Consider the following 21733-nt stretch of genomic DNA (forward strand, 5'->3'; position numbering starts at 1 on the left):
TTCATGCGCAACATTTTGTCGAGGTGAAATCAGCACCTCAAAGGTCGACTAACACGAAGGACTGGAACGGCATCGTCGGCGAAAACGCAGAGTATAGCGGACAAACTCAAAGCTTCTGCCGGTAACCCATACAACCTTCCGGCCGATCAAAGGCCTGATAGGCGTGGCCGCCAGTAAAACGGATCAGTATCCTAGCACCCTCTCGCCCGCTGACGCTAAGAACAAGCGGGCAACCCAACAGGTTTAAAAACGAATGAATGCTCTAGCCCGCCGCGCTGCAGGCCTGCTGCTCAGCACAGTTTGTCTGCCACTTTCAGCCTTCGCTGCCGACCCGCAACCTACCCACGAATTCACGCTCGACAACGGCCTGAAGGTCGTCGTACGCGAAGATCATCGTGCGCCGGTGGTGGTTTCCCAGATCTGGTACAAGGTCGGCTCCAGCTACGAGACCCCGGGTCAGACCGGTTTGTCCCACGCACTGGAACACATGATGTTCAAAGGCAGCGAAAAAGTCGGCCCCGGTGAAGCTTCGCTGATCCTGCGCGACCTCGGCGCCGAAGAGAACGCATTCACCAGCGACGACTTCACCGCGTATTACCAGGTGCTGGCCCGTGACCGTCTGGGCGTGGCCTTCGAGCTGGAAGCTGACCGCATGGCCAACCTGCGCCTGCCGGCCGACGAGTTCACCCGCGAGATCGAAGTCATCAAAGAAGAACGTCGCCTGCGCACTGATGACAAGCCGATGTCCAAGGCTTACGAGCGGTTCAAGGCGATGGCTTACCCGGCCAGCGGCTATCACACGCCAACCATCGGCTGGATGGCTGACCTGGATCGCATGAAAGTCGAAGAGCTGCGTCACTGGTATCAATCCTGGTACGTGCCGAACAACGCCACCCTGGTGGTGGTCGGCGACGTGACGCCGGACGAGGTCAAAACCCTGGCCCAGCGTTATTTTGGCCCGATCGCCAGGCGCGACGTGCCACCGGCGAAAATCCCCCTGGAACTGGCCGAGCCCGGCGAACGGCAGATCACTCTGCATGTTAAGACTCAATTGCCGAGCCTGATGCTGGCCTTCAACGTGCCGAGCGTCGCCACCGCCAAAGACAAGCAGTCGGTGAATGCCTTGCGCTTGATTTCGGCCCTGCTCGACGGCGGCTACAGCGCACGCATCCCGACACAACTGGAGCGCGGTGAAGAACTGGTCTCCGGCGGTTCGTCGAGCTACGACGCCTACACCCGCGGCGACAGCCTGTTCTCGCTGTCGGCAACGCCCAACTCGCAGAAAAACATAACCATCGACCAGGCGGAAGCCGGCTTGTGGCAGCTGCTCGAACAGTTGAAAACCACCGCGCCGTCCCCCGAGGAACTGGAACGTGTTCGCGCGCAGGTCATTGCCGGCCTGGTCTACGAACGGGACTCGATCACCAGCCAGGCCACCGCCATCGGCCAACTGGAAACCGTCGGCCTCTCCTGGAAGCTGATGGACACCGAACTCGCTGACCTCGAAAGCGTGACCCCGCAAGACATCCAGAACACCGCCAAGCTGTATTTCACCCGCGAACGTCTCAGTGTCGCCCATGTACTGCCAGAGGAGACGACTCATGAGTGAGCGTAATAAACCGCGCCTGGTCCTGATTGGCCTGGTCGCTGCCGCCCTGATCGGGGCCGCTGGCTTTTATCTGGTGCGATCCAATGACTCGACGGCCAGCGAGGTCTTCGACAAAGCCAAGTCCAGCCAGAAGCTGCAATCGCTGACAGAACTCGACGGAAAAGCGCCGAGCCATCGCACCCTCAACGTCCAGACCTGGAACACCGCTGAAGGCGCCAAGGTGCTGTTCGTCGAAGCCCGGGAATTGCCGATGTTCGACATGCGCCTGATCTTCGCTGCTGGCAGCAGCCAGGACGGCGATGTGCCCGGCCTGGCGTTGCTGACCAACGCCATGCTCAACGAAGGCGTCGCCGGTAAAGACGTCGGCGCTATCGCCCAGGGCTTCGAAGGCCTGGGCGCGGACTTTGGCAATGGTGCGTTTAAAGACATGGCCCTGGCGTCCTTGCGTAGCCTCAGTGCCGCCGACAAGCGCGAACCCGCGTTAAAGCTGTTTTCTGAGGTCATCGGCAAACCGACCTTCCCGGACGATTCCATTGCCCGCATCAAGAACCAGATGCTGGCCGGCTTCGAGTACCAGAAGCAAAACCCCGGCAAACTGGCGAGTCTGGAGCTGATGGACCGTTTGTACGGTGATCACCCCTACGCACATTCCAGCGACGGCACGGCGAAGTCCGTTCCAGCCATCACACTGGCTCAACTGAAGGCGTTTCATCAGAAAGCCTACGCCGCCGGCAACGTGGTGATTGCACTGGTGGGCGATCTGTCCCGCACCGAGGCTCAAGCCATTGCCGCTCAAGTCTCCAGCGCACTGCCAAAAGGCCCGGCGCTGGCGAAAATCCCGCAGCCGGAAGAACCCAAGCCCAGCATCGGCCACATCGAGTTCCCGTCCAAGCAGACCAACCTGATGCTCGCGCAGCTGGGCATCGACCGCGACGATCCGGACTACGCGGCCTTGTCCATGGGTAACCAGATCCTCGGTGGCGGTGGTTTCGGCACCCGGCTGATGAGCGAAGTGCGCGAGAAGCGCGGCCTGGCGTACGGCGTGTATTCGGGTTTCACCCCGATGCAGGCGCGCGGCCCGTTCATGATCAACTTGCAAACCCGCGCCGAAATGAGCGAAGGCACCTTGAAGCTGGTGCAAGATGTGCTCGCCGACTACCTTAAAACCGGCCCGACCGAAAAAGAACTCGACGACGCCAAGCGTGAACTGGCCGGCAGCTTCCCGCTGTCCACCGCCAGCAACGCCGATATCGTCGGCCAGCTCGGCGCGATGGGCTTCTATAACCTGCCGCTGACCTATCTGGATGACTTTATGCGTGAGTCCCAGAGCCTGACCGTCGAGCAGGTCAAAACCGCACTGAACAAACACTTGAGCACGGACAAAATGGTCGTCGTCAGCGCTGGCCCGACCGTGCCGCAAAAGCCGTTACCGGCCCCATCTGATAAACCTGCCGAGCAGCCGCTCGGGGTTCCGGAGCATTAATGGCCACTCGTCCTAAAAAACCCGTACACAACGTCCATAACGGCGTAAACCAGCTGCGCATCATTGGCGGCGAATGGGGCAGCCGAAAGCTGAGCTTCCCTGATGCGCCGGGCCTGCGTCCGACGCCGGACCGGGTGCGTGAAACCTTGTTCAACTGGCTCGCGCCTTACGTCGCCGGCGCCAAGGTATTCGATCCATTCGCCGGCAGCGGCGCCTTGTTTCTCGAGGCGTTGTCCCGTGGCGCGGCGATGGGCCAGGCGCTGGACGCCAGCAACATCGCAGTGGCAAGCATCAAGGAGCATTTGGGCACCCTGCGCTGCACAACCGGCCAGATCCAGACAGCCGATGCCCTGCGCTATCTGGAAACCCAGACTGCCACCGAATACGACCTGGTGTTCCTCGACCCGCCGTTCAATCAGAACCTGTTGCCCACCGTTTGCACGCTGCTTGAAGAGCGTCAGTGGCTGGCCAGCGAGGCCTGGATCTACACTGAAAGCGAAAACGCACCGTCGAGCCTTGGATTGCCAGGCAACTGGCGCCTGCACCGGGAGCAGAAATCCGGGCGGGTGTATTACGCGTTGTGGCAACGTATGGCAGAGATCGCCGGTTAATCGACCGGCCTGAAAAGGTGCGCACAGGTTGCGCACCGCTGCATCGAGAGCAATCGTGCCCTTTCAGTCAGAACGTTTCACCCCGGCCTTCGGCCTAGGCAACCCGCACCTGCAGACCTTGTGGGGACCGCTGTGGCGCAAAACCACGCACATCGAGCGTGAGCGTGAACGCTTGTGGCTCGAAGATGGCGACTTTCTCGATCTGGACTGGCACGGCCCGCACAGCGCCGATGCGCCGTTGGTGCTGGTGTTGCACGGCCTGACCGGCTCGTCGAATTCGCCTTATGTCGCCGGGGTGCAAAAAGCGCTCGGCGCCCAAGGCTGGGCCAGTGTCGCGCTGAACTGGCGCGGCTGTTCGGGTGAACCCAATCTGCTGCCGCGCAGCTACCACTCCGGCGCCAGCGAAGACCTGGCCGAAGCCATCAAACACCTGCGGGCCAAACGCCCTCTGGCGCCGTTGTACGCAGTCGGCTATTCCCTGGGTGGCAATGTCTTGCTCAAACACCTGGGCGAGACTGGCAGTGAGAGCGGCGTGCTCGGCGCCGTGGCGGTGTCGGTGCCGTTTCGTCTGGATCAGTGTGCCGACCGTATTGGCCAAGGGTTCTCGAAGGTCTATCAGGCGCACTTCATGCGCGAGATGGTCACCTACATCAAGAACAAGCAGCGGCAGTTTCAGCATGACGGGCACGAGGAGGGTCTGGCCGCCCTGGCTGCACTCGGCTCGTTGGAGAACATGCGTACTTTTTGGGATTTCGACGGCCGGGTCACGGCGCCGCTGAATGGGTTTGTCGATGCAGAGGATTACTATCGCCGCGCATCGAGTCGTTATTTCCTGGGCGAAATTCGCACACCGACCCTGATCATTCACGCGGCCGACGATCCCTTTGTGTTTCCTCATAGCCTGCCACTGCCGGAAGAATTGTCGTCTTGCACTCAGTTCGAACTGCAAGCGAAGGGCGGGCATGTCGGCTTTGTCGATGGCTCGATCCGGCAGCCGGGTTACTACCTCGAACGGCGGATCCCGCAATGGCTGGCCGCCACAGGGCGTAAGTAACACATGGAAAACGCTCAGGGCGAGTCGATCCGATTCTGGCAAACCGCGCCGTTGACCGGGGTCGAATTGTTGTCCGCACGCTACATCGAACACCGCTTCGCACCCCATGTGCACGACGGCTATGTGATCGGCATGATCATGGCCGGCGCCCAGCGTTATCGGTATCGCGGTGCCGAACACCTGGCGGGCAGCGGCACACTGGTGTTGATCAACCCGGACGAACTGCACACCGGGCATAAAGGCACGGAAGATGGCTGGCTGTACCGGGCGTTTTATCCCGACAGCGGGCAGATTCTGTCGTTGCTGGACGAGTTGGAACTGCCAACCCACCACTTGCCGGCGTTTGGCGCGACGCTGTATCGCGACCCTGACCTGGTGGCGGGTTTCTGCCAATTGCATCGATTGCTGGAAAGCCCGTCTACGGCCCTACAACAGCAGACGGCCTGGCGGGAATTGATGCTGTCGTTGTTGCAGCGTCACGCGGCGGTTCCGGACGCTGGCAAACCCGGCAAGGAGCACCGCGCGGTGACCCTGGCCAAGGAATTGCTGCAAACGCAACTGGCTTCGCCACCCTCTCTGGAAGAGCTGGCGGCGGCGGTGAACCTGTCGCCCTTCCACTTCGCCCGGGTGTTCCGTCGCGCCACCGGCATGCCACCCCATACCTGGCTGATGCAGCAGCGCATCGCTCGGGCACGGGCTTTATTACAAGGTGGTTGCCTGCCTTTGGACGTGGCCACGCAATTGGGATTTTCCGACCAGAGTCATCTGAATCGGCAATTCAAACAGGTTTACGGGGTGGGGCCGGGGGCGTATCGCAGCGCCCGGCAACTACCCAGTTTTTGAAAACAACAAAGATCAACGTGTGGGAGCGAGCCTGCTCGCGAAAGCGGAGTATCAGTCGACATTGATGTCTGCTGACCCACAGCCTTCGCGAGCAGGCTCGCTCCCACATTGGATTGAGGTTCACTCGCCAGTGGCGACGCCACGCGCGGGATCGTTGATCCACTCGCTCCAGGAACCGGCATACAACGAACCCAACGGATAACCGGCCAGGCACAACGCGAACAAGTTGTGGCAAGCCGTTACGCCCGAGCCGCAGTACGCCACCAGATCATCGGGAGAACGATTACCCAGCTTCGCGGCAAATCGCTGCTTGAGCTGATCGGCCGGCAGGAAACGCCCATCGCCGCCCAGGTTCTCGTTGAACGCCGCACATTGTGCGCCGGGGATGTGCCCGGCAATCGGGTCGATCGGTTCTACTTCGCCCTTGAAGCGCGGCAAGGCACGGGCATCGAGCAAGGTCAGCGCAGGCTCGCCGAGGCGTTGCTGAAGTTGCTCAGTGCTCAAGACCAGCGCGTGGTCCGGCGTCCCGGTGAACGTGCCGCGCTCGATGTGCGGCGCATCAAGACTCAACGGCAAACCGGCTGCGTGCCAGGCCTTGAGCCCACCATCGAGGATGAACACACCCTCGCGCTTGCCCAGCCAGGCCAGCAGCCACCAGGCCCGCGCCGCGTACGCACCAGGACCGTCGTCGTACAAAACGACTTCGCTATCGGCGTTGATGCCCCAGGCTTGCAGGCGCTCGATCAAATCTTGCGCTTTGGGTAACGGATGACGTCCGGTCACACCCTTGACCACTGCCCCGCTTAAATCACGTTCAAGATCGGCAAAGCTCGAGCCTTCGATATGCCCCTCGGCATAGCTGCGCTGACCGTAATCCGGGTCTTCAAGGGCAAACCGACAATCCAGAATCACCAGCCCCGGCTGCTCCTTTTTCAGGTCCAACGCTGACGGGCTGATCAATTGCGCAATGGGCATAACGGGCTCCTGTGATTAAGGCAGTTTTGAGTCGTGATGGACGTCTTCCAGCGTCTGGGCCAGCGGCACGTAAAACTCCTCGTACAGCGCATTCACCGCATCGCGGGCTTGATCGGTGACGAACCCGGCCTCAAGCACCAACACTTGATACACCCCACGTTTAATCGCCTGCTCGCTCAGGTGATTGGAATTTTCCCGTGTGGTGCACAGAAAACGCACCCAGGACGTGAGGATGATCCAGGCGTTGAGCGTCAGGGATTCGATTTGCACCTTGTCCATGCACAGGATGCCAGCTTCAACGAAGCCCGCGTAGATATGCGTGCCATGGATCAGGCAACGCTGGGAAAAGCGCCGATAACGAGCCGCCAGCTCCGGATCACTGTCGAGCAAGTGCTCAAGATCGCGATGCAAAAACCGGTAGCGCCACATCGCCGCCAACAATTCCTGAAGGTAGAAGCGCTTGTCTTCCACCGTGGCTGCCCGGCCCTGCGGTGGACGCAAAAAGCTGTCCACCAGACTTTCGTACTCACTGAACAGCACGGCGATAATCGCCTGCTTGTTGGGGAAGTGGTAGTACAAATTGCCCGGCGAAATGTCCATATGGGCAGCAATGTGGTTGGTGCTGATGCTGCGTTCACCCTGCTGATTGAACAGCTCCAGGCTGTTCTGCACGATGCGCTCGCTGGTTTTGATCCGAGGGGCCATGGCTTGGGCTTTAATTCAGAGTGCGTTGACGGGCATCTTACGACCTATCCGCGAGTGGATAAAACAAAGCGATGCCAAGATGGTATTTGACTTTCTAGAGCATAGACTCTAAAAAGTTCCACAGCACAATAAATCCGGAGCTGACCATGACCGCTGAAATTGCCTACCTGCAGACTCTCCAGCAGCCATTGGAAGAGCTCCAAAAACTGTTCGATGCCCAGCGCGCAGCGTATGCCGCCAACCCGATGCCGCCAGCGGCTCAGCGCCAGCAATGGCTCAAGGCCTTGCGGGCTCTGCTGAGCAACGAACGCCAGGCCCTGATCGACGCGATCAGCCAGGACTTCAGCCACCGCAGCGCCGATGAAACCTTGCTCGCCGAACTCATGCCGAGCCTGCACGGCATTCATTACGCCAGCCAGCACCTCAAAAGCTGGATGAAAGCTTCGCGGCGCAAGGTGGGCGTCGCCTTCCAGCCGGCTTCGGCCAAAGTGGTTTACCAACCGCTGGGTGTGGTCGGCGTCATCGTGCCGTGGAATTACCCGCTGTACCTGGCCATCGGGCCGTTGGCGGGCGCCTTGTCGGCGGGCAATCGGGTGATGCTGAAACTCAGCGAATCGACGCCCGCCACCGGTTTGCTGCTCAAGGAACTGCTGGCCCGGATCTTTCCCGAAGACCTTGTCTGTGTGGTGTTGGGCGAAGCCGATATCGGCGTCGCGTTCTCCAGGCTGCGTTTTGATCACCTGTTGTTCACCGGCGCCACCAGCATCGGTAAACATGTGATGCGCGCGGCGGCCGAGAACCTGACGCCGGTGACCCTCGAATTGGGCGGCAAGTCTCCGGCCATTGTCTCTCGCGATGTGCCACTCAAGGACGCCGCCGAACGCATCGCCTTCGGCAAGACGCTCAATGCCGGGCAAACCTGCGTCGCCCCGGACTACGTGCTGGTGCCGGAGGACCGCGTCGGTGCTTTCGTCGAGGCCTATCGTCAGGCGGTTCGCGGGTTTTATCCGACGCTGGCTGATAACCCGGACTACACCGCGATCATCAACGACCGACAACTGGCTCGGTTAAATGGCTACATCAGCGACGCCACCAGCAAGGGCGCGCTGCTGATCCCGCTGTTCGAGCAAGGCCAGGGCCGACGCATGGGCCACAGCGTGCTGCTCAACGTCAGCGACGACATGACGGTGATGCAGGACGAAATCTTCGGGCCGCTACTACCGATTGTTCCGTACACGGGTCTCGATGAAGCGTTTGCCTACATCAACCAACGACCTCGTCCGCTAGCGCTGTACTACTTTGGCTACGACAAGCGCGAACAAAACCGTGTACTCCACGAAACCCATTCCGGTGGTGTGTGCCTGAACGACACCTTGCTGCACGTCGCCCAGGACGACATGCCGTTCGGCGGCATCGGGGCCTCGGGCATGGGCCATTACCACGGCCACGAAGGCTTCCTGACCTTCAGCAAGGCCAAGGGTGTGCTGATCAAACAGCGCTTCAACGCGGCAAAACTGATCTACCCGCCGTACGGCAAATCCATTCAGAAACTGATCAAGAAGCTGTTTATCCGCTAACGATCATCCCCATCGGGTAATAACAATAATGAGCCCAAGCCTGTCCGATACACCCGCGCTGTCACGGCGCGGCCTGCTTAAATTCAGCCTCGGCGCGAGTGCTTTTCTGGCCACGGCCGGATTGGGTGCGAGCCTCAGCGGTTGCTCCTCGAGCACTCCGACCAACGGTTTTGCGATTCTGCGCAGCGGCGATCTGCTGTTTTTGCGGGCGCTGATCCCGGTGATGCTCGACGGCGCCGTGGCGGTGGAAAAAATGCTGGCATCGGTCGACCAGACCTTGAACTGCCTGGATAACGGCCTGAATCACCTGTCGCCGGAAATGCTCAAGCTGACCCAGCAATTGTTCGACGTGCTGGGAATGGCGGTGACCCGCGGCCCCCTGACGGGGATCTGGGGCAGCTGGGAAAACGCCAGCGGTGATGAGATCCGGCACTTTCTGGATCGGTGGGAAAACAGTTCGTTGAGCCTGCTGCGCATGGGGCATAGCTCGTTGCAGCAACTGGTGATGATGGCGTGGTACAGCCGCTCCGAATCGTGGGCACATTGCGGGTATCCCGGACCGCCTACGGTTTGAAACCGTGGTGACCCATTCGCGGGCAAGCCTCGCTCCTACAGAAAGGGTCCCTGTAGGAGCGAGGCTTGCCCGCGAAGGCGTCAGCCGCCTCACCACAGCATCCAAAACATAAAAACAAGAGAACCTGAAAATGCCCGTACCCGATCCGTTTCGCGAAGGCATGGCCCGCGGCTGGAAAACCTACAACGGGTCGCACTTGACCCAGGACCTGACCCTCGAAGCGGACGTGGCAATCATCGGCAGCGGTGCCGGCGGCGGGACTACCGCCGAAATCCTCAGCACCGCCGGCTACAAGGTGTTGCTGATCGAAGAAGGCCCGCTCAAGACCAGCAGCGACTTCAAGATGCTCGAAGACCAGGCCTACACCAGCCTCTATCAGGAAGGCATCGGCCGCATGAGCAAGGACGGCGCGATTACCATTCTTCAGGGCCGGGCAGTGGGCGGCACCACGCTGATCAACTGGACGTCGAGCTTTCGCACCCCGCAACCGACCCTGGAACACTGGGCCAAGGAGCACAACGTTAAAGGGCACAGCCCGGCCGAGATGGCGCCGTGGTTCGAGAAAATGGAACAACGCCTTGGGGTCGCGCCGTGGAGAGTGCCGCCCAATGCCAACAACGATGTGATCCGCAAAGGTTGCGAGCGGCTCGGCTACGCCTGGCATGTGATCCCGCGTAACGTGCGCGGCTGCTGGAACCTGGGCTATTGCGGCATGGGCTGTCCGACCAACGCCAAGCAATCGATGATGGTCACGACGATTCCGGCGACGCTGGAAAAAGGTGGCGAGCTGCTTTACCTGGCCCGCGCCGAAAAACTCTCGATCAAGGACGGCAAGGTCACCGGCCTGCACTGTGTCGCGATGGACGATCGCTGTGTCGCGCCCACGGGCAAGACCATCACGGTCAAGGCGCGGCATTACGTGCTGGCCGGCGGCGGGATCAACAGCCCGGCGCTGCTGTTGCGTTCCGAGGCGCCGGATCCGCACAAACGGCTGGGCAAACGCACCTTCCTGCATCTGGTCAACATGTCCGCCGGGCTGTTCGACGAGGTGATCAACCCGTTCTATGGGGCGCCGCAGTCGATCTATTCCGACCATTTCCAATGGCAGGACGGCACCACCGGCAAGATGTCCTACAAACTGGAAGTGCCGCCACTGCACCCGGCGCTGGCCACCACCCTGCTCGGCGGTTTCGGCCAGGAAAACGCCCGGCATATGGAAAACCTGCCGCACACCCATGCCATGCTCGCGTTGCTACGCGACGGTTTTCACCCGGACAGCCCCGGCGGCAGCGTCGAGTTGCGCGGTGACGGCACGCCGGTGCTCGACTACCAGGTTTCACCCTATGCCTGGGACGGTTTACGCCGGGCGTTTCACAGCATGGCCGAGATCCAGTTCGCAGGCGGTGCCCATTCGGTGATGCCGATGCACGCCGACGCTCGCTATGTGAAGACCCTCGCCGAAGCGCGCACGCTGATCGACGGTTTGAGCCTTGAGCTCTATCGCACACGCCTGGGCAGTGCCCATGTGATGGGCGGTTGTGCAATGGGCGAAGACCCGAAAAACGCCGTGACCGATAGCCTTGGCCGCCATCACCAACTCAGCAATCTGTCGATCCACGATGGCTCGCTGTTCCCCACCAGCATTGGCGCAAACCCTCAATTGTCGGTCTACGGGCTGACCGCGCAACTGGCATCCGCCCTGGCTGAACGTTTGAAAAACTCATGAAAAGAGAGAATATTCGTATCGTCTATAGTGCTTTCTTACCCAACAGGCGACTTGGCCGACCGGGAAGGCTGCGATACCATCCGACTCCCCAACGGACTCCCGCCAGGACGACGCGATGAACCGAGTGTTGTACCCAGGTACCTTCGACCCTATTACCAAGGGCCATGGCGATCTGGTCGAACGCGCCTCGCGCCTGTTCGATCATGTGATTATCGCTGTCGCTGCCAGCCCGAAGAAAAACCCGTTGTTTCCCCTGGAACAGCGTGTGGAGCTGGCCCGCGAGGTCACTAAACATCTGCCGAACGTTGAAGTCGTCGGCTTCTCGACGCTGTTGGCGCACTTCGCCAAAGAGAAGAACGCCAACGTGTTCTTGCGTGGATTGCGTGCGGTGTCGGACTTCGAATACGAATTCCAGCTCGCCAACATGAACCGCCAGCTGGCACCGGATGTAGAAAGTCTGTTTCTGACACCCTCCGAGCGTTATTCGTACATCTCCTCGACGCTGGTCCGTGAAATCGCAGCTTTGGGCGGCGATATCACCAAATTCGTCCACCCAGTGGTGGCGGACGCCCTCACCGAACGCTTCAAGAAGTAACGACCGCTCAAGCGGCGCCCGCGTGCACTGCGGGCGCCAATGCGGCACAATTACCCGCATTGGTTTATTGCGCCCGGGCCCGCGGCCCTGGCTGGAGTTAGCATGTCCCTGATCATCACCGACGATTGCATCAATTGCGACGTCTGCGAACCCGAATGCCCGAACGCCGCCATTTCCCAAGGCGAAGAGATCTACGTGATCGACCCGAACCTGTGCACACAGTGCGTCGGCCACTACGACGAACCTCAGTGCCAGCAGGTGTGCCCGGTGGATTGCATCCCACTGGATGAAGCGCATCCGGAGACGAAAGAAGAGTTGATGGCGAAGTATCTGGTTATTACCGGTAAGGCTTGAGCCATTCGGCGCCTGTGAGGGCGCCTTCGCGGGCAAGCCTCGCTCCTACAGGGGTTTTGTGACCGACGCAGATCTAATGTGGGAGCGAGCCTGCTCGCGAAAGGGCCATCAGCCACACCAAAGATGTAACTGAATTCACTCCCGCAGCTCAACCCCCTCCCCAATACACCCCAGACACCTCACGAACACCACTTTCGCCGGGTCGACCGCCGGTGTTTCAGCTCTGACAGCGTGGGCAAAAGACGCTGGCGCGCTGCCCGAGTTTCACTTCTCGCAACTCGGTGCCGCAGACCTTGCAGGGGTTACCGCCACGGCCGTACACGAACAGTTCCTGCTGGAAGTACCCCGGCTGACCGTCGCCACCGATAAAGTCCCGCAATGTGGTGCCGCCTCGTTCAATAGCGGCAGCCAGGATTCGCTTGATCTCGATCGCCAGCTTCAAATAACGCGCCCGGGAAATGCTCTTGGCTTCACGGCGCGGGTCGATTCCGGCGGCGAACAGGGCTTCAGTCGCGTAGATATTGCCGACGCCCACCACGACTGCGTTGTCCATGATGAACGGCTTGACCGCCATGGAGCGTGCGCGGGACTGTTGGAACAGACGCTCGCCGTCGAACAGATCGGTCAACGGCTCTGGTCCCAGCCGAATCAGCAATTCATGATTGAGCGGATCGAGGCTCCAGAGCATCGCGCCAAACCGTCGCGGGTCGGTGTAGCGCAGGGCCAGGCCGGATTCCAGCTCGATGTCCACGTGCTCATGCTTGGCTACCGGCGTGCCGACTTCCACCAGACGCAAATTCCCCGACATACCCAAATGGCTGATCAACGTGCCGACTTCGGCATTGATCAACAGGTACTTCGCACGCCGTTCCACCAGCACGATGCGCTGGCCGGACAGCCGCACATCCAGGTCTTCAGGAATCGGCCAACGCAAACGGCGCTCACGCACAATCACCCGGCTGACGCGCTGGCCTTCCAGGTGCGGCGCAATTCCACGGCGGGTGGTTTCGACTTCTGGCAGTTCAGGCATGGAGATCTCGAATCAGGCTGTTCGACGCTTAGCGGTGAGTGCCGAGGTCGCGAATCGTTTGTTTGAGGGTTTCGAAGTCGTAGTCCGAGAGACCGACGTAATCAAGCACCAAATGCCCGATGCTATTCCACTCATGGTCTTCGTTCTGGTTGCCCAGCACCCGGTAAGACGCACAAATGTGCTCGGCCATTTTCAGGATCGCCAGCAGGTTTTTCAGCTGGCTGTTGCGCGACGACTCATCACTGAAGATTGCCAGCGCATTGTGGTGATTGGCGATCGCGTTGCTCACGTGCTCAGGCAGGCGCCAGGATTTGGCCGTGTAATAACCGACCACGGCATGGTTGGTATTGAACACCCGATTCTCGGTATCGACCACCCGGCATTCGGTACTGGCGTTGGCGTAAGCCTCTTCCAGAGCGGTCATGTAGTTGGGGAAACGCTGGAGCATCAGCGGCACGCCGCAGTCATGGAACAGGCCCAGCGCGTAGGCTTCGTCGCCAGCCTGGGAGCCGATGCGCTTGGCCAGGGTCAGGCACGTCATCGCTACGTCTTGAGCGGTGTCCCAGAAACGGTTCAAGGTGACGATGGTGTCGTCATTCATCTCGCCCTTGATCGACTGCGCGTTGATCAGGTTGATGATCGAACGGCTGCCCAGCAGATTCACCGCGCGCTGGATCGAGGCGATCTTGTTGCTCAAGCCGTAATACGGCGAGTTGACGATTTTCAACAACGAGCCAGAGAGCCCCGGGTCCTGGGCGATCAGCTTGGCGATCACTTCCAGATCCGGGTCCGGCATGTACTGCTCCATCTGCAAATCCACCATGATCTGCGGCTGGGCCGGCACGCTGATGCCTTGCAGGGACTGTTGGATTTGTTCGGGCGTCAGCTCTTGGGACATAAGTACGCACTCTGGGTCAGGCGGCGATTCTAACCTTTATAAAGTTGGATCCGACATATCGCAGGAACTTTCATTGTCGGCGTCACATTCGGAATCGCTTTCGCGGGCAAGCCTCGCTCCTACAGCGAAAGCGTCATCAGCGTTTCATCGCCCATCAAACCCGCCGCCTCCCTCAACACGCTATACTCCCGCTCTTTTTTCCGGAGCGACGTCATGTCCCTGCCTAGCCTGCGCCTTAAAGCCAACGCCGACCGTCGCCTGCGAAACGGTCACTTGTGGGTCTATAGCAACGAAATCGATGTAGCGGCGACCCCTTTGCACGGTTTCAAGGCCGGCGATCAGGCGATCCTCGAAGCTGCCGGCGGCAAGCCGCTGGGCATCGTTGCCATGAGCCCGAACAACCTGATCTGCGCCCGCCTGCTGTCGCGCGACATCAAGTTGCCGCTGGACAAGTCGTTGCTGGTGCATCGCCTGAACGTCGCCCTGTCCTTGCGTGACCGCCTGTTCGACAAGCCGTTTTATCGCCTGGTTTACGGCGACTCCGACCTGTTGCCAGGCCTGGTGGTCGACCGTTTCGGCGACATTCTGGTGGTACAGATCGCATCGGCGACCATGGAAGCGCATAAAGAAGACGTGATCGCCGCGCTGACCCAAGTGCTCAAGCCAAGCGGCATTCTGTTCAAGAACGACTCCGCCGCCCGTGACGCCGAAGGCCTCAACCGCTACGTCGAAACCGTGTTCGGCCTGGTGCCGGAGTGGGTGGCACTGGAAGAGAACGGCGTGAAATTCGAAGCTCCGGTCATCCAGGGTCAGAAAACCGGCTGGTTCTACGACCACCGCATGAACCGCGCACGCCTGGCCCCTTATGCCAAAGGCAAACGCGTACTGGACCTGTACAGCTACATCGGCGGCTGGGGCGTGCAAGCGGCCGCGTTTGGCGCCAGTGAAGTGTTCTGCGTCGACGCATCGGCCTTCGCCCTCGACGGCGTCGAGCGCAACGCCGCGCTGAACGGTTTCGCCGACAAGATGACCTGCATTGAAGGCGATGTGTTCGAAGCCCTGAAAGAACTGAAAGCCAGCGAAGAACGCTTCGACGTGATCGTGGCCGACCCGCCGGCGTTCATTAAACGCAAGAAAGACATGAAAAACGGTGAAGGCGCTTACCGTCGCCTGAACGAGCAAGCCATGCGCCTGCTCAGCAAGGACGGCATCCTGGTCAGCGCCTCGTGCTCGATGCACCTGCCGGAAGACGACCTGCAGAACATCCTGCTGACCAGCGCCCGTCACCTGGACCGCAACATCCAGATGCTCGAACGCGGCGGCCAGGGCCCGGATCACCCGGTACACCCGGCAATTGCCGAGACTCGCTACATCAAGAGCATTACGTGCCGGTTGCTGCCTAACAGTTAATGGCTCCCTGCTTGTAGGAGCGAGCTTGCTCGCGCCTACACGTTTCCAGTTCATGCATCCGTATGTCACGTAAGCATTAGCCCCTCGTTCGTGGGCATTCCCTCCTGCCGCCAGCCGTGTAGAATCGCGACATTCATCGCCAGTCATCCCCCGGCGGGTTTATGAGCTCAAGCTGAAGCGCGCGGCGATCCCGCAAAGTTATCGGCAACTTCCGGACACACGGCCATTTCTGAGTGTTCCAGACGTCAATAGAAGCTCACTTCCCTTTTGATACCTGATTAGCCGCCCGGAGTGCTTCATGCCTGATTACCGCTCGAAAACATCCACCCATGGCCGCAACATGGCCGGCGCCCGCGCACTGTGGCGCGCAACGGGGATGAAAGATGACGACTTCAAAAAGCCGATCATCGCCATTGCCAACTCCTTCACCCAGTTCGTACCGGGCCACGTGCACCTGAAAGATCTGGGGCAACTGGTCGCCCGCGAAATCGAACGTGCTGGCGGCGTAGCCAAAGAATTCAACACCATCGCCGTGGATGACGGCATCGCCATGGGCCACGACGGCATGCTCTATTCGCTGCCGAGCCGCGAGATCATTGCCGACTCCGTCGAGTACATGGTCAACGCCCACTGCGCCGACGCCATCGTCTGCATTTCCAACTGCGACAAGATCACCCCTGGCATGTTGATGGCGTCTCTGCGCCTGAACATCCCGGTGATCTTCGTGTCCGGCGGCCCGATGGAAGCCGGCAAGACCAAACTGGCCAGCCACGGTCTCGACCTCGTCGACGCCATGGTCATCGCCGCCGACTCCAGCGCTTCTGACGAGAAAGTCGCTGAGTACGAGCGTAGCGCTTGTCCGACGTGCGGTTCATGTTCCGGCATGTTCACCGCCAACTCGATGAACTGCCTGGTTGAAGCCCTGGGCCTGGCATTGCCGGGCAACGGTTCGACCCTGGCCACGCACAGCGACCGCGAACAGCTGTTCCTGCAAGCCGGCCGCACCATCGTCGAGCTCTGCAAGCGTTACTACGGCGAGAACGATGAGTCGGTGTTGCCGCGCAACATCGCCAACTTCAAGGCCTTCGAAAACGCCATGACGCTGGACATCGCCATGGGCGGTTCCACCAACACCATCCTGCACTTGCTGGCCGCGGCCCAGGAAGCCGAGATCGATTTCGACCTGCGCGACATCGACCGTCTCTCCCGTCACGTGCCGCAACTGTGCAAAGTCGCGCCGAACATCCAGAAGTACCACATGGAAGACGTGCACCGTGCCGGCGGGATCTTCAGCATCCTCGGCTCGCTGGCCCGTGGTGGCCTGCTGCACACCGACCTGCCGACCGTGCACAGCAAGACCCTGGCTGAAGGCATTGCCAAGTGGGACATCACCCAGACCACCGACGAAGCTGTGCATCACTTCTTCAAGGCCGGTCCTGCGGGCATCCCGACGCAAACCGCGTTCAGCCAGTCGACCCGCTGGGAAACCCTGGACGACGACCGTGAAAACGGCTGCATCCGCAGTGTCGAACACGCTTACTCGAAAGAAGGCGGCCTGGCCGTTCTCTACGGCAACATCGCGCTGGACGGCTGCGTGGTGAAAACCGCTGGCGTCGACGAATCGATCCACGTGTTCGAAGGCAACGCGAAAATCTTCGAAAGCCAGGACAGCGCCGTACGCGGCATCCTCGCGGACGAAGTGAAGGCCGGCGACATCGTGATCATTCGTTACGAAGGCCCGAAAGGCGGCCCGGGCATGCAGGAAATGCTGTACCCGACGTCGTACCTGAAATCCAAAGGCCTGGGCAAGGCTTGCGCCCTGCTCACCGACGGTCGTTTCTCCGGCGGCACTTCGGGCCTGTCCATCGGCCACGCTTCGCCGGAAGCGGCCGCAGGCGGCGCGATTGGTCTGGTGCAGGACGGCGACAAAGTGCTGATCGACATTCCGAACCGCTCGATCAACCTGTTGATCAGCGACGAGGAAATGGCTGGCCGCCGTGCCGAGCAGGATCAGAAAGGCTGGAAGCCGGTGGAAAAACGCCCACGCAAAGTGACCACCGCGCTGAAGGCTTACGCCCTGCTGGCGACCAGTGCCGACAAGGGTGCTGTGCGTAACAAGGCGATGCTCGACGGGCTGTAAGGCTTAACCGTCGAACAAAAAAATGCCCCGCCAAGTGCGGGGCATTTTTTTGTAGAAGTGATGCACATTTCTCCCCAATCTTTTACCTGATCAGACATTTTTCCGCTGTCGCGCCTGAACAATCAAGGCCGGAGCAAAGTGCAACACGACCATCCGTACCAAGTGGTGGGATAGGATGAACACCACATTCAGCCCGCCACCAAAGGCGACGATAGCGATGGTTTCGATGGCCCCTGGCATATACGCCAACCATAATGCCAAGGGTTCGCTTCCCAACAACCGGCCCGCTACTCCGGCAAACGCCGCAGCAACCAACAACATCAGCGCGACAGACATAAACCCGGCGCGGCCGTGGCGCATGAGCTCCGCCGGGGTAATGTCCTTGAATTTCGAGCCAATCAGCACACCAAGGATAACGGCGGCGGCATCGACGCTCCATGCCGGCATGTGGAAGCCTTGCAGATAGCCCAGTTTGACGTAGACGCCGGTGGCGACAATCGCGGTGAGCATGAACGGTGCCGGGACGCCGATGCGTAACAGCAAGCGCCCAAGCACAAGACACAGGGCGATCAGCGACAACAACGTCAGCACGGTGTTGATGCCCAGCGGGCTGCTATCGGCAAGCATTGCGTCGGCTGGACCGGGGATGCAAAGACTGACTAGCAATGTGATAGACAGCAGCCGGACCAAGTGCACGACGATCACCTTGCTCGACGCCCGCTCGGACTGCAGCAAATCAAACACCGCCGCGAGTGCGCCGGGGTAAACAGCCAGCAAAGAGTCCTTGAGATTCCATCCCGACACTTTGCGCAGCCACAAACCCGCCGCGACAATTTGCGCTGTCAGGCACAACAGCATCAAGCCCAGGCTGGGCAACAGTGCGGCGACTGTCTGGCTGTCCCAGGCCTCGAACATCAGGCCGGTGGCGATCCCCAATACGATTTGCACGTAGCCAAGACCGAGCGGCATCCTCGGCGAAAATTGCCGTTTGCTGACGATCAATGCGGTCGCGAGTATCGAGCCCAGCAACAGGCCATGCGGCACGCCGCCATACTGCAAACCAGCGCCCACCGCAGTGGCAATCAGCAAACACAGTAAGGTTTTCATAGGTCCTCAAGCACCCAATGCACGAAGGTTTTTGTAGATGATTTCCGCCTGCATCTGCAGGACATCTATATTGCTGACCGCGTAGAACACCCCAGCGGTAGGGGCGCCGATTGCGAAAATATTTGTCGGCCCCATTTCGTTTATCACCCGGCAGTCGTCAAAGCGCACATCGATTCCCCCGTACTGATGCTGAACGCAAATCCCGGAGGCTGTCAGTTTTTTGTACAACGCGCCCTCCATCACATCACCGGCCCCAGTCGCGTTAACCAAATCGGAAAACGCGCACTGAAAATCCCGCCCGCGTGCCACGAATTGATCCCCGCTGAAGCTGACATCCGCCAAACCGGTTTTGCAGGCCAACCGCCCGGAATGGATATATTGATGAATCTTGCTCCAGTTTTCCTTGGGAATCGGCACCCGCAGTTGGCGCCAGGCGCTTCGGTATCGCCCGACGAAGACTTTTCGGTCGCGCTCGGATAAAAGGTTCCAGATCATCGGCACGATCAGGTTGGTCGAAGAGAACACCGAGTAGATCGCCTCTCGGGCAACCGAGGCCTGAGTGTGATCGTGCATCAAGGCCTCGATGTTGACTTGGATGCCGTGTGCGCCTAGCTCCTCGTCGAACATTGCCTGTACGGTTTTCAGTACCGAGCCGGTGCCTCGCAGTCGTTGCTTGAGGTTGCTCTCGTTCAGCACCTTGAGCGGGCGCGGATAGTAGTGCTCGCAGTAGTTGGGAATCTTGCTACTTCGGGTGAGCATCGTGACGTGATTGTCAGGGTGGGCGTCGAGCAAGGTTAGCGCCACATCGATGGCCGATAACTGATTGCCGAGCACACCAATACTCCCCGAGCGGATGTCGGCAAGCTTGGTCGTCGGATAGGGATTGTTGATGTAGCGCTCAATGCCTTTTAGCCGATAGATATCGGTCGGCTCGGAGTTACCGGTCGCTAGAACCACAGCGCTGTAGCCCACACATTCGCCGCTGGCGGTTTCCAGGGAGTAGCAGCCCTGCTCAGTGGTTATCCCGATCACCCGCTCCCGGTGATACTGGATGGCGCTATGGGCGCGCAGAGACGACTTGAGTGTCTCTTCGATGAACCTGCCGAACACCGGCCTCGGTTGATAAGATTTGGCATGCGTCACGGGACTTTCGCGCAACCAATGTTTGAAGTCGCCGTGCTCGCGCAGGTACATGAGGCTGGCCGGGCGATTGACCAGATTATTTAGATTGTCCCGTTGATAGGCTCGGCCAGATCCGGTGCTACCAGTGGGATCGTAGACATCCACTTTCAATGCGGGCGTCAGGTGTTTTAATCGTTCCACAAGAATGGCACCGCTATAGCCCATTCCGACCACTGCTACCTTGTGCATATCTATCCTTAGATCGATTTTCAGCAGGCGCGATAACACCTGTTGGTGTACGTCGTCATACCAGATCATGGCATGCAACATTACGCCGGCTGACGAGGGTAACCGTCAGTCGGGGTTTTGCGAAAAGCAGCCGTGAATAACGAGGCCTTTCGTCTTCCGTTAAAGCATCAGGTGAGAAGTTTCCGTTATTCCCAGATAAACGTGTCTCTGACCCAACTATCAAGTTGCGTGAGGTGATCGCTGACGGCTTCTTCACTATTGCCCTCGACAATCGCCGAGACAATTTCGCCATTGGTTAATTTCATCCCTGCGTAGTCCGTGCCCTTTTTTGCGGTGACAGAGCAATAACGAATGAAAGGCAAATCGATGTGTGCCGGGTACTCGATCAACTTGCCGGTACGCGGCGGAATATTCAATTGTCCTAGTAAGCGGCGCGGCTTGATCAATTCTTTGAGCGATGCCGATTTTCCGCCCCGCTCCGCGTCAATCAGGGTCAAACGTGGGTTCACACCGTAAGCGTCGGTCAACTCCTGGTTTACGCTGCAACCGCCAAGGCGGCAGGCGATTTCGCAGACGACCAGATCCTGACCGTCGATAAAAATCTCGAGATGAAACAGCATTGTGCCAAGTCGCGGCAGTGCCTGCTCCACGATCCGTCGGGTGAGTTTCACGCATTGTTGGTGAAGCGGATTGTGCTCGGCCAGCATCTGGAAACCGAGACTTTTACCGTCAAGGAAATCCAGGCAGGTCACCGTTGAGCGCACCGGCGAGATGATCACCGGCCGGCCGCCAATGTAGAGTCCATTGACGTTCAACAACGATGCATTAATGTACTTTTCGACCATCAGGTTGTGTAGCGTTGTACTGTCCTGCTCGTGCAGGTAGCCACGAACTTCAGCGTCATCGTGCAACACACGGACCCCACCGGAGCCGCGGCCATCGCGGGGCTTCACTACTAGGGGAAAACCATATTGCTCAGCGAAGTCATTGATCTCGCATGCAGAGCGGACGACCGCCATGGGGTTGATGCGGATACCATGCTCCGCCAGTTTTTGTTTCATCAGGAATTTGTCGCGATACAGTAAAGTCATCTCTTCGTAGTGCGTTGTCGAACCACTGAGCCGGTCTTTGATCCGCGCCACGCGCAACAGATCGACTTCAGCCAGTGCCACCAGAGTGTTAGTTCCTAGCTCTTTTGCGGCGGTCAGCGCATCCAGTTCAACCACGCCCGAGTCATTGAAGTTTGCATAGAGCCGCAAAGCTGAGGTCAGCGTCGGAAACTGTTGTGTCAGCAACTCCTTCGCTGACAAGTCGCTATAAATCAGGCTGTTGTTGCCCAATACACTTAGCCAATCTGCTTCGGAATGTTGAAGTAGAATTTTTGCAGGCGCAAACAAAATTACAGGATTCAAGAGTTTTCTCCGCTATCAAAAAGAGTCCATTCAAAATGCCAAACGTGCAACCGGGCGATAAATTTATGCAATAACCTGCATGCAATTCCTTGGCACACGGAATACCCCGTTTTCTTACAGTTTTATCAGCCAAGAGAAATATTAATAGTTTCATAGTTCACAAAAGCCATGAGGGTTTTCCCCGCCCTCCTTAGCCATGCATGAGCCCAAAGAATTTAGGAGAAGATATTTTTTAGCATTTTATTTAAAGGTTTATTCA

Annotated in this window: 19 protein-coding genes; 12 read left to right on the top strand and 7 right to left on the bottom strand. The window is 59.3% G+C overall.

What is annotated here, in order from left to right:
- Positions 1–253 precede the first annotated feature (253 nt).
- The 5 genes from ACM6IR_RS26460 to ACM6IR_RS26480 are packed head-to-tail and all read left to right on the top strand — an operon-like array spanning position 254 to position 5600.
- Positions 254–1609: a M16 family metallopeptidase gene (locus ACM6IR_RS26460; protein WP_414910422.1), complete on the top strand. Its 1356-nt coding sequence runs from the start codon at positions 254–256 to the stop codon at positions 1607–1609.
- Complete coding sequence (locus tag ACM6IR_RS26465; RefSeq protein ID WP_414910423.1) at positions 1602–3092, top strand: M16 family metallopeptidase; 1491 nt, start codon at positions 1602–1604, stop codon at positions 3090–3092. Before ACM6IR_RS26460 ends, ACM6IR_RS26465 begins: the two co-directional genes overlap by 8 nt.
- Positions 3092–3703, top strand: coding sequence for a 16S rRNA (guanine(966)-N(2))-methyltransferase RsmD (gene rsmD, locus ACM6IR_RS26470; protein ID WP_414910424.1), 612 nt, complete (start codon positions 3092–3094; stop codon positions 3701–3703). Before ACM6IR_RS26465 ends, rsmD begins: the two co-directional genes overlap by 1 nt.
- Before the next feature lie 55 nt (positions 3704–3758).
- The gene (locus tag ACM6IR_RS26475; protein ID WP_414910425.1) at positions 3759–4757 is read left to right on the top strand and encodes a hydrolase; all 999 of its coding nucleotides are present in this window, start codon (positions 3759–3761) and stop codon (positions 4755–4757) included.
- 3 nt (positions 4758–4760) lie between these two features.
- Entirely contained in the window at positions 4761–5600 is an 840-nt protein-coding gene (locus tag ACM6IR_RS26480) for an AraC family ligand binding domain-containing protein (protein WP_414910426.1), read from the top strand.
- Positions 5601–5720: 120 nt separating this feature from the next.
- Here the strand turns inward: ACM6IR_RS26480 and ACM6IR_RS26485 are convergent, their stop codons facing one another.
- Positions 5721–6575, bottom strand: a complete 855-nt coding sequence (locus tag ACM6IR_RS26485; protein WP_414910427.1) for a sulfurtransferase — start codon at positions 6573–6575, stop codon at positions 5721–5723.
- A 15-nt stretch (positions 6576–6590) separates the two neighbouring features.
- A complete protein-coding gene (locus ACM6IR_RS26490; RefSeq protein WP_414910428.1) occupies positions 6591–7280 on the bottom strand; it encodes a TetR/AcrR family transcriptional regulator in 690 nt (229 codons plus the stop codon).
- Between the two features lie 146 nt (positions 7281–7426).
- On the opposite strand from ACM6IR_RS26490, the gene ACM6IR_RS26495 reads away from it, so the two are divergent.
- From ACM6IR_RS26495 to ACM6IR_RS26515, 5 genes are all read left to right on the top strand, one after another.
- On the top strand, positions 7427–8857 hold the full coding sequence (locus ACM6IR_RS26495; protein WP_414910429.1) for a coniferyl aldehyde dehydrogenase: 1431 nt from the start codon (positions 7427–7429) through the stop codon (positions 8855–8857).
- 28 nt (positions 8858–8885) lie between these two features.
- Complete coding sequence (locus ACM6IR_RS26500; protein ID WP_414910430.1) at positions 8886–9431, top strand: twin-arginine translocation pathway signal protein; 546 nt, start codon at positions 8886–8888, stop codon at positions 9429–9431.
- Between the two features lie 130 nt (positions 9432–9561).
- The gene (locus ACM6IR_RS26505; protein ID WP_414910431.1) at positions 9562–11157 is read left to right on the top strand and encodes a GMC family oxidoreductase N-terminal domain-containing protein; all 1596 of its coding nucleotides are present in this window, start codon (positions 9562–9564) and stop codon (positions 11155–11157) included.
- A 115-nt stretch (positions 11158–11272) separates the two neighbouring features.
- Complete coding sequence (gene coaD / locus ACM6IR_RS26510; RefSeq protein WP_414910432.1) at positions 11273–11752, top strand: pantetheine-phosphate adenylyltransferase; 480 nt, start codon at positions 11273–11275, stop codon at positions 11750–11752.
- Positions 11753–11854: 102 nt separating this feature from the next.
- Positions 11855–12106 (top strand): YfhL family 4Fe-4S dicluster ferredoxin, encoded by a 252-nt coding sequence (locus tag ACM6IR_RS26515; protein ID WP_414910433.1) that lies wholly within the window; start codon positions 11855–11857, stop codon positions 12104–12106.
- Positions 12107–12323: 217 nt separating this feature from the next.
- Here ACM6IR_RS26515 and mutM read toward each other — a convergent pair whose 3' ends face one another.
- The gene (gene mutM / locus ACM6IR_RS26520; RefSeq protein ID WP_414910434.1) at positions 12324–13136 is read right to left on the bottom strand and encodes a bifunctional DNA-formamidopyrimidine glycosylase/DNA-(apurinic or apyrimidinic site) lyase; all 813 of its coding nucleotides are present in this window, start codon (positions 13134–13136) and stop codon (positions 12324–12326) included.
- A gap of 28 nt (positions 13137–13164) precedes the next feature.
- On the bottom strand, positions 13165–13980 hold the full coding sequence (locus ACM6IR_RS26525) for an HDOD domain-containing protein (protein ID WP_414910529.1): 816 nt from the start codon (positions 13978–13980) through the stop codon (positions 13165–13167).
- Between the two features lie 267 nt (positions 13981–14247).
- On the opposite strand from ACM6IR_RS26525, the gene ACM6IR_RS26530 reads away from it, so the two are divergent.
- Entirely contained in the window at positions 14248–15444 is a 1197-nt protein-coding gene (locus ACM6IR_RS26530) for a class I SAM-dependent rRNA methyltransferase (RefSeq protein WP_201115827.1), read from the top strand.
- Between the two features lie 298 nt (positions 15445–15742).
- Positions 15743–17584 (top strand): dihydroxy-acid dehydratase, encoded by a 1842-nt coding sequence (gene ilvD, locus ACM6IR_RS26535; RefSeq protein WP_201115825.1) that lies wholly within the window; start codon positions 15743–15745, stop codon positions 17582–17584.
- A 90-nt stretch (positions 17585–17674) separates the two neighbouring features.
- Here ilvD and ACM6IR_RS26540 read toward each other — a convergent pair whose 3' ends face one another.
- The 3 genes from ACM6IR_RS26540 to ACM6IR_RS26550 form a co-directional block, all read right to left on the bottom strand.
- Positions 17675–18691 carry an AbrB family transcriptional regulator gene (locus tag ACM6IR_RS26540; protein ID WP_414910435.1) on the bottom strand — a complete coding sequence of 339 codons (1017 nt, stop codon included), beginning with the start codon at positions 18689–18691 and terminating at the stop codon, positions 17675–17677.
- A gap of 6 nt (positions 18692–18697) precedes the next feature.
- Complete coding sequence (locus tag ACM6IR_RS26545) at positions 18698–20131, bottom strand: FAD/NAD(P)-binding protein (RefSeq protein WP_414910436.1); 1434 nt, start codon at positions 20129–20131, stop codon at positions 18698–18700.
- A gap of 116 nt (positions 20132–20247) precedes the next feature.
- Positions 20248–21474 (bottom strand): ATP-grasp domain-containing protein, encoded by a 1227-nt coding sequence (locus ACM6IR_RS26550; RefSeq protein ID WP_414910437.1) that lies wholly within the window; start codon positions 21472–21474, stop codon positions 20248–20250.
- Positions 21475–21733: the final 259 nt, after the last annotated feature.

This window comes from Pseudomonas sp. IT-P253, from assembly GCF_949768125.1.
Lineage (GTDB): Bacteria > Pseudomonadota > Gammaproteobacteria > Pseudomonadales > Pseudomonadaceae > Aquipseudomonas.